We start from the raw sequence: 13,231 nt of genomic DNA on the forward strand, positions 1-13,231 counted from the left end.
GTATACGTTTTTATTGATTAGACGATTCCGATGGCACCCATGATAATACCGACGATCATCGCAATGGTCGGGATGATGAAGGCTACCATGAAAACATCCTTATATGTTTCTTTATGCGTTAAACCTGTTACCGCTAAAAGTGTTAATAGCGCGCCGTTGTTCGGGAAAATGGATGCACCTGAGGCAACTGCGGCCATTCTGTGGAATACATCCGGGCTGATTCCCGTCGATTGCGACAAGCTATAGAATGTATCGCCAAGTGCATTAAGCGCAATACCCATACCGCCTGAAGCAGAACCTGTAATGATCGCCATGATCTGGACGGCAAGTGATTCGGCAACGAGCGGATTGCTGGAAATATTCAGCAGCCAGGAAGTGATATTATCGAATGCAGGTATAACCGCAATGACAGCGCCAAATCCAACGGCAGCACTCGTATTCAGGATCGCCATAACCGACCCTTTTGCTCCCTCGTTCACAGAGAATATGAACTTTTTATAATCCTTGATATTAATGAGCATTATGCTCAGGACCCCTAATAATAAGGCATAAATCGGCTCTAATTTCACAACATTAAGTAATAGGACAACGATCAGAAGCGGAACCAAAGACAAGATCCAATTAGGGATTTTTTCTTCTTCGGCTGAAGCCGTAACCGAGTCGTCCGTTGCGATGAAGCCTTCTCCCTTGGCGGAAAGTGATTTTTCCCTATAAGATAACCAGAAATACCCGCCAACGGCCATGATTAATGAAGTGACGATCCCGATGATCATCCCCGAAGTTGGGGTCGTGTGGAAATATTCCATCGGTATCAGGTTTTGAATTTGCGGTGTACCCGGTATGGCTGTCATCGTGAACGTGAATGCCCCAAGCGCGAAAGTCGGAACAAGCAGCCTTCTCGTAACATTGGCTTCTTTAAAGAGAGCCAGCGCAATCGGATAAACGGCAAATACGACGACAAACAAGCTAACGCCGCCATATGTCAATAAAGCGGAAGCGATCAGAACACCCAGAATCGCCCTCTTTTTACCGATGATTTGTGTTACCTTCTTGGCGACGGATTTCGCTGCGCCCGTTTCTTCCATTAACTTCCCGAAAATCGCTCCGAGTAAGAAGATCGGGAACCATTTCTGTACGAAACCGACCAATCCGGTCATATATGTGCCCGTATACGTATCGAATACATTCAATCCGCTCATTAATGCGACTACTCCAGCTACCAATGGTGCTACCCAAATAATGGACCATCCCAAATAGGCTAAAGCCATCAGCAATACTAAGCCAACAATGATACTTAACACACGGAACCACCTCTTTTCATGGTGATATCAATCATTTTGCTTTCCATCCCAGTTCCCCCTTGATGTGTAAATCTCTCTCGGCTGAAAACATCAGCCTCTACCCCACAAAGAATTGTAAACATGATATATCAGGACACTCTCTTTTATTATGCCAAGATAATTTAAAGCCATTCCTTGACCGTATTCCGATAAAGATGAATAAGCCAAGCAATAAGTAAGGAATATATCTACTAACAAAGAATGCAATCTTGTTTTGGATCCTTTTAGTAAAGAGAATGTTTTTTTGATATAGGGTAATATATACTTGCTTTTTTTATCTTCATATAGTTTACATCCACTTAATTTATAAGTAAAATGAATAAAAAGAATACAATCCATGCCAAAGTTGAATAAATAGGAGCGAGAGAGATATGGAATTCCGAGACTTAAAATCCTTCATGGAAGTAGCCCTTCATAAGAGCTTTACAAATGCCGCGGCCCATTCTTATTTAACCCAGCCTTCCTTGAGTAAAGCTGTCAAAAAACTCGAGGAAGAACTGCGTGTCGAGCTATTCGACCGTTCTACGAGACACCTCCGCCTTACCGATGCCGGACAAATCGTCTATCAGCAAAGCCAAAAAGCCTTTGCGGCATTATCGGAATTGAACGTGCTCCTCGATGACCTGAGGGACATTACGACCGGCGAGGTGAAAATCGGCATCCCTCCGCTGATCGGCACCTTGTTTTTCCCGGATATTGCCCGCAGCTTTCAAGAACGCCATCCGAAGGTTTCCCTTCAGTTGGTGGAGCTTGGAGCCAAGCTGATCGGCAAGCTTGTCGAAGATGGCGAAATTGATCTCGGCATCGTCGTATTGCCGGCCAGTGATGCAACCTTCCATATCTCCCCCTTCATTGAAGACGAATTCGTCTTATTCCTTCATGAAGAACACAGACTTGCGCAGCAACCCGCTGTCTCTTTAGCTGAACTGAAAGATGAGAAATTCATCCTCTTTTCAGAAGATTTCACCCTGCATGACTACATCATTCAGGCGTGTGAAAAGGATGGCTTCACCCCGGACATCTCATACCAAAGCTCACAATGGGATTTGATCATCGAGCTCGTCTCATCCAAGCTGGGCATCACCCTCCTGCCCAGATCGATCTATCGTAAGCAAAACAATGAAAATGTTACAATCAAGCCGCTAAAACACTCGAATCTTTATTGGAAACTTGGGATCATCACCAAAAAAGACGCCTACCAATCCTACGCGTTGAAAGAGTTATTGAAGCTGCTGGAGGAAGGGATTCATTTCGTGCAGTGCGACAATCATCCAAATGAAAAGGAAAAGCAGTGAATTTTTCGAAATTCACTGCTTTTTTGCATGTATGGAGGCTTCCATCATAAGATGAACAGATTGAATCGATTCCTAAGGAGACTGGCTTATGAAGGCAATGGTATGCACCAAATATGGTTCACCCGATGTACTGGAGCTCCAGGAGGTGGCAAAACCCACACCGAAGGACAATGAAATCCTCGTAAAGATACATGCGACTACAGTTGCCTCAGGAGACATAAGAGTCCGCCGTTTCCATAGCCCTTTCTTGCTTTGGATACCGATGCGGATTTTCCTGGGACTTACAAAGCCGCGCAAAGCCATACTCGGCGTGGAGCTGGCCGGGGAAGTGGTTGAAACGGGAGCGAAGGTGAAAAAATTCAAAAACGGTGACGCGATTTTTGCGATGACAGGCATGAATTTTGGCGCTTATGCCGAATACACATGCTTGCCTGAGGATAGGGCCGTGGCCATGAAACCGGCCAACCTTTCCTATCAGGAGGCGGCCGCCCTCTCATTCGGAGGAACGACAGCGCTGCATTTTTTTCGAAAAGGACAAATCGAGGCTGGACAAAAGGTGCTCATCTACGGTGCTTCCGGAGCTGTAGGGACTTCGGCGGTACAGCTTGCCAAAATCTTAGGCACAGAGGTTACCGGCGTATGCAGTGCCGCCAATTTTGAATGGGTGAAATCGCTCGGAGCCGATAAACTCATCGATTATACCAAAGAGGATTTCACGAAAAGCCGGGAGAGATACGATGTCATCTTTGATGCAGTCGGGAAAAGCTCCAAGGCAAGCTGCAAGAAGCTCCTATCTCCGAATGGCCGCTACGTGTCAGTCGAGGGCCAAGGAATAGCCAAAATCCTTACCGACGATTTACTCTACCTCAAAGGGCTCATCGAAACAGGAAAACTAAAACCGGTCATCGACAAATGCTACCCGTTCGAGCAAATTCCCGAAGCCCATCGCTATGTCGAAAAAGGACATAAAAAGGGAAATGTCGTGATAACCATTAATCATGACGAACTGTGACATAACATCACTCTCTTTTTGAATCCTAACCCGCTTTCCCTTTACTTCCAATCAGCGTATGCATGGTGAAACTTTAACCAGGAATAAACATATAGAAGGTAGCTAGGGATTCCGGGAGGATTTCATGAAAATAGTTGCCATTGTACGACTCGCTTTAATCATTGTCATTCCAGCCTTCATGATGCGGCGGAGCTATAAAAAGATGTCGAAGGAAGAAAGACATGACTTATGACTGAAGTTGCGAGTAAGCGTTTTGCCGCTACATACGGCTTAGTTGCACTCAGCTTCGTATTCTTATTGCTTCATCCGATTTTTGAATTCGCATGGTTGAAAATGGAAAGCGCTGTGTTTTTTTCAATTGGAATGATGATGATTTGCGCCTTTGTATGGTTATACGCTTCATCAAAATGGAAAGCCGTGCTACCTATCATCTCGGCCCTCATCGCTATAGTCATCTTTTTATGGTGGGTCGCAAAATAGGTGCAACTATTTATGCACCTATTCTTTTTTTCTATCTATAAATCCAAGGATAGAAAAAAATGACCTCATACGGATTTTTCCGTAGGTTTTTCTGAATTTATTCTATATAAGCTTTGCACTTTTTCGGCTACTTCTTTTGGACGCACATCCAACGTTGAAAGGTCTTCTATTTTCACCCACAACGGCTGATAGGTTCCTCTTACTCCGTTTTCCTCCGTGTACTCTTCTCCCTTTCCCTTTCCGAGAACACCTTCCTCGATATCGCCTAAGAAAAAGAATTGTACCCCATTATAATGAATGACTGACAGGCATTCTTTAACCTTCACCACCAGCCCCAATTCCTCAAAGGCTTCCCTTCTTGCCGCTGTTTGAGGCGTTTCATCTTTCTCGATGCCTCCCCCAGGGAAGACATAATAAGCAGTCCCTTCCCTATATCTTCTAATCAAGGCTACGCTATCTTTTTCCATTAAGATCATTGACCCTCTATTCCTCACACTATCCCTCCCATTAACATAAAAGAGTACACCCATTATATTTTTCTAACTCTTCTCACCATTATAAAAATCCTTTTTCCACTCAATGAATTTGTGAGTTTTCGAAAAAATCATACACAAAACACGAACATTATACAACACTATTTTATGAACGTTCACTTTTTTCATTGCTATTCGATCATTCCTTTGTTATATTAGCAAAGTGATAATCGTACCTATCATTACTCGTATAGGCTTGGAAATATGGTCTGAGCGTTTCTACCTGGTTCCCATCTGAAAGAACTGGACTACGAGTTGAAGCATCCTCCCGCTCTTCTTTTTCGAGCAGGTCATGATTTAGCATGTTCTTCGTTTTTGCTTTATTATCAGATGCTTTGACGTTCGCAGCTCCAGGAGACAGGATCATTCTGCCGTTCTGGAGCTTTTTTCTTTCAGGCCAAACCTGCGGGTGCATCCAATATAAAGGAGAGATTACGATGAGAAACATCCTGTTGAAAAAATATTCGATAGTAGGCATCATTACATTACTGCTTGTGTCCATAGTTGCAGCTTGCAGTTCGACACCAAAAAATGAAACGGAAGAAAAAAAGGCGCAAAGGCCGATCATGGTTCAAGGTCCGATGCCGATCGAGGCTGAACATTTCGCGAAAAAATTGGAAGATGTGAAAGAAGATAAATCAGGGGATTTTGTTTTTTATAAGGGAACTTTAGATGGTTACCCTGTCATCGTTGCGAAAACGGGTAAAGGGATGGAAAATACCGCTGCAGCTACTGCCGTGGCGATTGAAAAGTATAACCCCATCGCCATCATCAATCAAGGAACATCCGGAGGACACGACCCAAGCTTAAACGTTTTTGATATTGTTTTGGGCCAAAAAACGGTAAACCTAGGTTCATTAAAAACGGCAGATAAAGCTGAAAACCAGGGCATCGATCCAACTATATGGAAGCCGATGGATCTAATGGCGTCTGAAGGAAGTGCAGGGGAAGATCCTAATGCTGAAAAACCACGCTTCTACGAAGGTGATAAGGATTTGCTTGCGGCCGCACATGCCGTTAAGGAAACATACACAAAAGGGAAGGTTGTCGATGGTACGATCGGTTCAGCGGACGTTTGGAATAATGAAGTCGATCGGATCAAATGGTTCCATACGAAATATGGTACATCCGTAGAAGAGATGGAAGGAGCCGCCGCTGCCCAAATCGCCAAAGCGTACGATGTGCCCTTCCTAGGGATACGGGTGCTATCCAATAATAAAGTGAATGGCGGTACATATAACCCGAATACAGCAACCGCCAATCAAGGCTATGTGTATGAAGTGGTCAAACAATATATCTCCACGGTTTCAAGCAAATAAGCTCTAACATGCAAAAGAGGCGCAGACCACTATTCTAGCGCCTCTTTCCTTGTGGTAAGCCTCATTCCTCGCCGCACAATATCAAGCTGAGGCTGTTCAATGTGTGCAGTCTGGCAGTGAAAATGAATAAATCATCATAGTTATTTCCTACGTATTCTTCGATGATGATATAGCCTTTTCTGAATCTATCAACCAATAAATGCGTGTAGTTTTCATCCCAGGTGAACCGGTTGATCCTTTTCAGTTCATCTGCCCATACTTGAAACTTAAACTCCTCGACAAGCAGCTTCAATTGATACAATTTATCTATATGTAAACAAAAGATATTGTTCTTATCTTGATGGTGTTTTTGGACGAATTCAATAAAACCCTTGATTTGATCAGCCAGCATATTCGCTATTTGCATCTCGAAGTTCATCTCTCCATCTCCCCAATGTCTAAAATCTAATCCATCGCATTAGTTGAATATATGTTTTGAAATGGTATTTTAACACCAGCAATTTTTCTCGACGATGATAGATTTATCATGGAGATCCGGCACAAAAAAAAGCCCCCAACTTATCAAGGGGACCCTTCCATGCTTCACATCGAATCAAGAATCAAGGAGATGAGCAGGCCGGCAGCGGTGAATATCCCGGTGATCGGCCCTCCGTCTTCATAGGCTTCCGGCATCATCGTTGACGCAATCATGGCGATGATGCCGCCGCCTGCAAAGGCTGCCATCGCTGCCATCGCATAATCCGGGGCATGGTCAAGGAATAGATAGCCGCCCATCGAGGATAGGGACGAGATGACCAGCACGGAAAACCACAGCAGCATGATTTTCTTTTTGGAGTAGTTGCTATTGAGCAAGCCTGTCGTACTAGAGAGCCCCTCGGGAATATTACTGATGAAGATGGCAATCACCAACAGCCAGCTTACCGAGCCCCCGCTTAACAGGCTGGCTCCGATCATGATCGACTCCGGGATGGCATCCATCACCGTTCCAATGAAAATCGCCAGGCCCGCTTCCTTCAACGAGCTATTATTCGACCGTTTCCGTTGATCGGCACCTTTTTTGGAAACAAGGAAATCCAGGACCGTAAACACGACAGCCCCGGCTATAAATCCGATTGCCGTTGCCCAGATGCCCCCATCATCCACCGAATCGGCAAGCAGCTCATAAGCAGCCGCCCCGATCAGCACCCCCGTTCCGAATGCCATGATGTAGCCAATGACGTTTTTCTTGATCGGAATGAAAATGGCCGCAAGTGCGCCAAGCAGGACAGCAGAACCAGAAACCCCTCCCCAAAAGACCGCATTCCACATCATATACCCTACTTTCCTTTTTTATAGCATGATACCCATGTTGGTGCCGTATGTAAACAAGGACAAAGTAAAGCAGCGCCGCGGGGATATAGGCGCCCTCTTAGATGGTGGATGCCTGCGGTTTATCTTCCTCTCTTTCACTAACCTTCGCAATCTTATCAACGAACATGTGGAAAACCTTTCTCTTTTCCTCCAGCTCCTTGATCGATCCCTTCAACTCGTTCAGCTTCTGTTCAAACGGTTTATGATACATCTCACGGATGTTGCGGATAATTTCATCATTGATCGTCGATTGGACAACCTGCTTGGTGATATTGAATTTATAGGAATAAACCTGAAGCTCCCGTTTCACGTCCTCATATTCCTTTTCAATTCCATTCAGCACGTCACTAATTTCTTCATTCCATTCCACTAGTGCCTTTTTCACATGCTCCTCCACCTATATTCCCCCTCTTTCACTGTCAAATCCAACTCGATAAAAAATTCATTGTATCAAACATTCATGTCGGTTCCTTTTCTGCTTATTTACTGAACCAATACGTATTATTAAAAACAGATAACAACAGCTTCACGAAACACTTTTTCTCCTCTACATACAATGTAAGGTAACGAAGATATCCGATGGAGGTGATTAGATGATCCATACAGTCAAGCAAGGGGAAACGCTCGGGCAGATTTCCAAAGACTACCGGACGCCGCTGGCAGCGATCATCCTGGCTAACCCGACCATAAACCCTAACGTCATCTACCCTGGTCAAGCAATCGTCATACCCGGCTTTCCACCACCTGACTCCCTTCCCTATCAAATTGATGTCTCGATAAACAACCGTACACTAAGGCTGCTGAAAGATGGCGTCCTGCAAAAACAATACCCGATCGCCGTTGGCAGGATATTGTTCGGAACCCCTGTAGGCCGGTTCATCATCGTCAATAAAGACCCCAACCCCGGCGGCCCATTCGGTACGATGTGGATGAGTTTATCCAAGGAACATTACGGGATTCATGGAACGAATGATCCAAGCTCGATCGGGAGAGCCGTATCCAAGGGCTGCATTCGCATGCACAACAAGGATGTCGAGGAATTATCTAAAATCGTTCCGATCGGGACATTGGTGACGATTCATCCGTAAGGGGGCAGTGATACTCTCCCCATTAAAAATAAGCCGACGAGATTATCCCATCGGCTTATTTAGCTATTCACTTAAGAAATTACACATGAAGGAATGTCCTTCAGAAGCTCGGCTCTATAGCCTAACCTTAACCTCGGTACCGTCCTTGGCCTTGACATCCACTAGGACGAGCCCTTTGTAATTTTTCAGTTCCTCGACGATCGGCTTTAGTGTTTTTTTGTCCATTAGCGGAAAGGCAAAGTCCAGTTTTTTTCTTTCGAAGTACTCTTTTGTCCATTTGTTAACAAGATGATGAACAAACTTTGAAAACAAAATGGACATTACCATGTTTAAAAGAGCATACGGAACCGGGATGGAAAATCGAACGTCTTTTGCTTTCACTTTTACATGCATCATAAGTAAATCCTAATCGATGAAGACGGAAACGGTATCCCCGTTTGCTGATTTAATATCAACGATTTGGCCGTCCAATTCGTTTTCGATTGCCTCAATAACAAGGTTTATGTCGATATCTTTCATGTATTTTTCCGATTGGGGGATACTCGCTGCAATGCTATGTCCAGCCATTAATACTACTTTGACCAGTTTTATCGGCACATTGACCGTGACGTTATCCTCTTCGGCTGATACCACACGAATTTTCAATGTTTTATCTAAGTATTTATTCGGTTTTTCAACAGGCTTCTTACTTGTTTCTTCTTTCTCCTTTAATACTTGAATCAGCTCTGCTCCCTTATCTGCATCAATCTTCCCCTCTTGAACCATGGTTAACACTCTGGTAATTTCCTCTTTCATCTGATCATTTCCTCCCTATTCTTCTTTTAAGAGCTTAATGGCTTCTTCTGCTGTGATCTCGCCATTTTCCAGCATGGTGACAACCTTTTTCTCGTCCACTTCATTTTTCTTCTTCTGCACATATCCAAGAGATGAAATGATGTCGGTTAGCTTGCCCCGAACCGTTGGATACGAAATCCCCAGTTCCTTTTCCACTTCCTTGATGTTCCCTCTGCATGTTAAAAATACTTCCACAAAATGAAGCTGATCCGCTGATAAGGATGCCAGCTTAGATAATTCAAACTCATTTTCTATCGTCGTGTGACAATGAGAGCACGACAGCTTTGTAATGTTCAATGTATTACTGCAAACAGGACAATTAGTGATTAGTTTATACGCCATGATATAGTCCCTTCCTCTTCGTTAACATGATTATAAAACAAATTATTAAAAATATAAATAACAAAATTTAATTTTCAGATAAATAAAATCAATAATATTAATATTTTAATTAAAATTATTGATATTTACCTTGATAATTGAAATTGAATGCTGATTAACCAACTTCAGTACACAGACTGCTCTCCATACTGAAAAAAAAGCAGGGATACCCACTGCCATTCATGTGATCCTATATAAGCATTATCTTTTCCTAGTGATCATACCCCAAAAGAATACTACCCAGAGGATTATACAAAAAACCAGCACGTATACATGAAAGAAATCGAAGTTTGGAACAACGTAAGCCACACTAATAATGACAGGCAATAGCAAGCCTGCAAGTATAGTGGATTTATTAACGATCTTATATTGCTGATAGCAAAGTCCCAGCATAATGATGATAAGTAAAAAAACATGATATCATTCCCTGAATTTATTTATTCCCTAACTGAACACCTTGACTCTATATAGATCAATATAATATGAGCTCGCCAAAATACAAGCCGATATAGGCACCCCCTTCACCTGCCAAACATCAACCGAATTCTGTAACCGGTTGCTAAATCTTGAAAACTACTGGCAGTGTGTGTCACAATCAAAAAGAGATACGCAGATTTACTCTTGACGTGAAGACAGGCCTGGCACATTTCTTCTTGCAGGTGACGGACTCACACACCATGTACGCGATTACAAATAAGGGGGACTTAATTCATGAAGACAATGAAACTTGGAAGCAGTACATTAGAGGTGCCGGTCGTTTCAGTCGGCTGCATGCGAATCAATTCGCTGGACAAGACCGAGGCGGAGCACTTTGTGCAAACGGCGCTGGAATTGGGCGCGAACTTCTTCGACCATGCCGATATTTATGGCAGCGGCGAATGTGAGGAAATATTCGCCGACGCCATCGGGATGAACGCAAGCATCCGGGAAAAGATCATCGTGCAATCCAAATGCGGCATACGCAAGGGGATGTTCGACTTTTCCAAGGAACATATCCTCGAATCGGTGGACGCAAGCCTGAAGCGCCTGAAGACGGATTATCTGGATACGTTCCTCCTTCACCGCCCGGATACGTTGATGGAGCCGGAAGAAGTGGCGGAAGCCTTCGATATTCTTGAAAACTCAGGCAAAGTGCGTCATTTCGGCGTTTCCAACCAAAATCCGATGCAAATCCAGCTACTGAAAAAATCGGTCAAGCAGCCGATCGTGGCCAACCAGCTGCAATTAAGCATCACGAACGCCAACATGATTTCCAATGGCTTTAATGTGAACATGGAAAATGAACAAGCCGTGAACCGCGACGGCAGTGTGCTCGATTTTTGCAGACTGAACGATATCACGATTCAGCCTTGGTCACCGTTCCAATACGGATTTTTTGAAGGCGTATTCCTCGGAAACGAGAAGTTCCCTGAATTGAACAAACAGATCGATGAAATCGCCGCTAAATATGAAGTCAGCAACACGACGATTGCGATCGCATGGATCCTGCGCCACCCCGCGCACATGCAGCCGGTCATCGGAACGATGAATGAAGGCCGCTTAAGGGATTGCTGCCAGGCAACCGAAATCAAGCTAACACGCGAAGAATGGTATAGCATCTATCGCGCGGCAGGCAATGTGCTGCCGTAAATGTTGAAGTGAACTCACAAGGGGCATGAATCCGGAAACCAACCGGGCTCATGCCTTTTAAGGTCACTCTTCAAACGCACCAGACACTTTACTCCCATCTTAATTCATTAACGAAAGCACCGTTTTATGCTTCATGTGAAAACCCCGATTACACAATTCCAAAGTGATATGCCGATAGCCATATTAAAACTGCCCCTCCAATTGTTAGCTGTGTCTAACAATTGGAGGGGCAGCTCAATTTGAAAAGGTTATTTTTATTTTTAGTTACGCCTTGAAGCGAGAAATCATCTCCTGCAATTCCTCCGCCAATTTGTTCAACGAAATGGTCGCATTTGAGACCTCCTCAATTGAGGCCAACTGCTGTTCACTGGCAGCTGCTGCTGTTTCAGTACCGGATAGCGTTTCCTGTGACCCTTCAGCAATGATTTCTATGGTGAGTTGCAGGTCATCAAAGCCAGTCTTTATAAACTGGGTAGAGGCTGCCACTTCTTGAATTTGAGATGTTACCTGCTCAATTAAAATTAATATTTCTTCAAAGTTTGTTACCGTTTCTTCAGAATGCTTGATTCCAGAGTCTACGTTATCTCTTACAATTTGAATATTAGTAACGGTCTCGTTTGATTCATTTTGGATGGTTGAAACGAGCTTATGGATGTCATTCGCTGATTGGTTGGTTTGATCGGCTAATTTCCTAACCTCTTCTGCAACAACGGCGAATCCTTTTCCATGCTCCCCGGCTCTAGCAGCCTCAATTGCAGCATTTAATGCAAGTAGATTCGTCTGACCTGAAATATCGGTAATCAGCGTGGAGATTTCTTTGATTTTTGTCGCGCTGAATACTAATGAGGTGACTCCCTTATCGGCCATGTCAACTGACAGATTGATAGTTTTCATTTGCTCGAGCATTTCTTTTACTGAGCTTGAACCACTCTCAGCTTGCTCTCTCATAGTTGATGAGACTTCCGCTACCTTTGATGTATTCGAAGCAACCGAAACGATGCTGTTAAGTGAATCATTCACTGACTTTAAACTTTTACCTGTCAATTGGCTTTGTTCACGATTTTTCTCCGTTATCTCTTGCATCGTTTCCGTAATGTGATCCGATGTTACGATAGACTGCTCGGTACTGGCCGAGAGCTCTTCAGAAGCAGCTGCCACTTGTTCAGATGATATGCCGATTTGTGAAATCATTTGTCTAAGCGAGTCCACGAAACTATTAAACGATTTTGCTAGTTGACCAAATTCGTTATTGCCTGTAACCTCCATATGCTTAGTTAAATCAGCATCACCTGTAGCTATTTCTTCTAATTGACGATTTAACCTTCCAAGTGGTTGAAGGATAGACTTTAACAGCAAAATACATAACGTAATTCCAACTATCGATGAAGCAATAGCGAGGAAGAGAAAGGCATCTCTACTCAACTGAGAATAACGGTCATTTAAAGCTTGGATATTGGAAACATCCGTGTTAAGAGTTTCCACTAATTCATTTACTGAAGGATCCAACTCTTCTTTCCTAAGAGTTCTTTCTTCTCCAAAGTGCAGGTTTTTGGCTCCTTCATGATCTTCTTTATACAGGCTAATCACTTGCTGGTTCATTTCCCAAAAATCATTAAAATTCTCTTCCAGCTTATTTATATTCTCCCCGTGTTCCTGATCCTTATTAAGCTCCTTCATTGTTTCGATTTTCTTATATACATCATTCGCTTTTTCTTCCATCCCTTCGGTAAATTGTTTATCCCCCGTTATGATAAATGCCCTTTCATCATTTGATAAACCCGCAAGGCGATATTGAATTCCAATCACACTCTTTTGGATTTCCAACTTATCCTGAAGGATGGAATTCCTTTCAGATGATGCCTTTATTACATAAACAGCAAAGCTACCCAATATTAGAATGGTCCCAATAAGAATGGATACTGTAGTGATCAATCTCGTTTTAATTTTCAACTCGTTACATCTCCTAAAAT

At 43.4% G+C, this 13,231-nt stretch carries 15 protein-coding genes, 1 pseudogene and 1 riboswitch; of the genes and pseudogenes, 5 read left to right on the forward strand and 11 right to left on the reverse strand.

Features of this window, described 5'->3' with window-relative positions; translation table 11 throughout:
- Nucleotides 1-17: 17 nt before the first annotated feature.
- On the reverse strand, nucleotides 18-1,301 hold the full coding sequence (locus tag CVN76_RS14405; protein WP_100531837.1) for a GntP family permease: 1,284 nt from the start codon (nucleotides 1,299-1,301) through the stop codon (nucleotides 18-20).
- Between the two features lie 410 nt (nucleotides 1,302-1,711).
- On the opposite strand from CVN76_RS14405, the gene CVN76_RS14410 reads away from it, so the two are divergent.
- On the forward strand, nucleotides 1,712-2,635 hold the full coding sequence (locus CVN76_RS14410) for a LysR family transcriptional regulator (protein ID WP_100531838.1): 924 nt from the start codon (nucleotides 1,712-1,714) through the stop codon (nucleotides 2,633-2,635).
- Nucleotides 2,636-2,723: 88 nt separating this feature from the next.
- Nucleotides 2,724-3,647, forward strand: coding sequence for an NAD(P)-dependent alcohol dehydrogenase (locus tag CVN76_RS14415; RefSeq protein ID WP_100531839.1), 924 nt, complete (start codon nucleotides 2,724-2,726; stop codon nucleotides 3,645-3,647).
- A gap of 302 nt (nucleotides 3,648-3,949) precedes the next feature.
- Here the strand turns inward: CVN76_RS14415 and CVN76_RS32115 are convergent, their stop codons facing one another.
- Both CVN76_RS32115 and CVN76_RS14425 read right to left on the reverse strand, forming a co-directional pair.
- Complete coding sequence (locus CVN76_RS32115) at nucleotides 3,950-4,078, reverse strand: hypothetical protein (RefSeq protein ID WP_269800040.1); 129 nt, start codon at nucleotides 4,076-4,078, stop codon at nucleotides 3,950-3,952.
- 114 nt (nucleotides 4,079-4,192) lie between these two features.
- Entirely contained in the window at nucleotides 4,193-4,621 is a 429-nt protein-coding gene (locus CVN76_RS14425; RefSeq protein WP_100531841.1) for an NUDIX hydrolase, read from the reverse strand.
- Between the two features lie 205 nt (nucleotides 4,622-4,826).
- Nucleotides 4,827-4,931, forward strand: a riboswitch (purine riboswitch).
- 166 nt (nucleotides 4,932-5,097) lie between these two features.
- Here CVN76_RS14425 and CVN76_RS14430 point away from each other — a divergent pair.
- The gene (locus CVN76_RS14430) at nucleotides 5,098-5,979 is read left to right on the forward strand and encodes a 5'-methylthioadenosine/S-adenosylhomocysteine nucleosidase (RefSeq protein WP_100531898.1); all 882 of its coding nucleotides are present in this window, start codon (nucleotides 5,098-5,100) and stop codon (nucleotides 5,977-5,979) included.
- A gap of 61 nt (nucleotides 5,980-6,040) precedes the next feature.
- Here CVN76_RS14430 and CVN76_RS14435 read toward each other — a convergent pair whose 3' ends face one another.
- From CVN76_RS14435 to CVN76_RS14445, 3 genes are all read right to left on the reverse strand, one after another.
- Entirely contained in the window at nucleotides 6,041-6,397 is a 357-nt protein-coding gene (locus tag CVN76_RS14435; RefSeq protein ID WP_061140720.1) for a hypothetical protein, read from the reverse strand.
- 164 nt (nucleotides 6,398-6,561) lie between these two features.
- Complete coding sequence (locus CVN76_RS14440) at nucleotides 6,562-7,287, reverse strand: ZIP family metal transporter (protein WP_100531899.1); 726 nt, start codon at nucleotides 7,285-7,287, stop codon at nucleotides 6,562-6,564.
- 100 nt (nucleotides 7,288-7,387) lie between these two features.
- Nucleotides 7,388-7,726 carry a hypothetical protein gene (locus tag CVN76_RS14445; protein ID WP_061140721.1) on the reverse strand — a complete coding sequence of 113 codons (339 nt, stop codon included), beginning with the start codon at nucleotides 7,724-7,726 and terminating at the stop codon, nucleotides 7,388-7,390.
- Between the two features lie 196 nt (nucleotides 7,727-7,922).
- Between CVN76_RS14445 and CVN76_RS14450 the strand changes: the two genes are divergently transcribed.
- Complete coding sequence (locus CVN76_RS14450; protein ID WP_061140722.1) at nucleotides 7,923-8,417, forward strand: L,D-transpeptidase family protein; 495 nt, start codon at nucleotides 7,923-7,925, stop codon at nucleotides 8,415-8,417.
- A 114-nt stretch (nucleotides 8,418-8,531) separates the two neighbouring features.
- On the opposite strand, the gene CVN76_RS14455 is transcribed toward CVN76_RS14450, so the two are convergent.
- From CVN76_RS14455 to CVN76_RS14465, 3 genes are read right to left on the reverse strand one after another with little or no spacing between them, the layout of a single operon-like run.
- A complete protein-coding gene (locus CVN76_RS14455; protein WP_100531842.1) occupies nucleotides 8,532-8,813 on the reverse strand; it encodes a hypothetical protein in 282 nt (93 codons plus the stop codon).
- A gap of 9 nt (nucleotides 8,814-8,822) precedes the next feature.
- Nucleotides 8,823-9,212 carry an SHOCT-like domain-containing protein gene (locus CVN76_RS14460; RefSeq protein WP_100531843.1) on the reverse strand — a complete coding sequence of 130 codons (390 nt, stop codon included), beginning with the start codon at nucleotides 9,210-9,212 and terminating at the stop codon, nucleotides 8,823-8,825.
- A 15-nt stretch (nucleotides 9,213-9,227) separates the two neighbouring features.
- Nucleotides 9,228-9,593, reverse strand: coding sequence for a DUF2089 domain-containing protein (locus CVN76_RS14465; protein WP_100531844.1), 366 nt, complete (start codon nucleotides 9,591-9,593; stop codon nucleotides 9,228-9,230).
- Nucleotides 9,594-10,343: 750 nt separating this feature from the next.
- Between CVN76_RS14465 and CVN76_RS14470 the strand changes: the two genes are divergently transcribed.
- On the forward strand, nucleotides 10,344-11,261 hold the full coding sequence (locus CVN76_RS14470) for an aldo/keto reductase (protein ID WP_100531845.1): 918 nt from the start codon (nucleotides 10,344-10,346) through the stop codon (nucleotides 11,259-11,261).
- 68 nt (nucleotides 11,262-11,329) lie between these two features.
- Here CVN76_RS14470 and CVN76_RS31030 read toward each other — a convergent pair.
- A pseudogene (locus tag CVN76_RS31030) lies at nucleotides 11,330-11,444 on the reverse strand (IS3 family transposase); the annotation flags it as partial.
- Nucleotides 11,445-11,525: 81 nt separating this feature from the next.
- Nucleotides 11,526-13,211: a methyl-accepting chemotaxis protein gene (locus CVN76_RS14475; protein ID WP_100531846.1), complete on the reverse strand. Its 1,686-nt coding sequence runs from the start codon at nucleotides 13,209-13,211 to the stop codon at nucleotides 11,526-11,528.
- Nucleotides 13,212-13,231 lie beyond the last annotated feature (20 nt).

It is taken from the genome of Bacillus sp. mrc49, assembly GCF_002803435.1.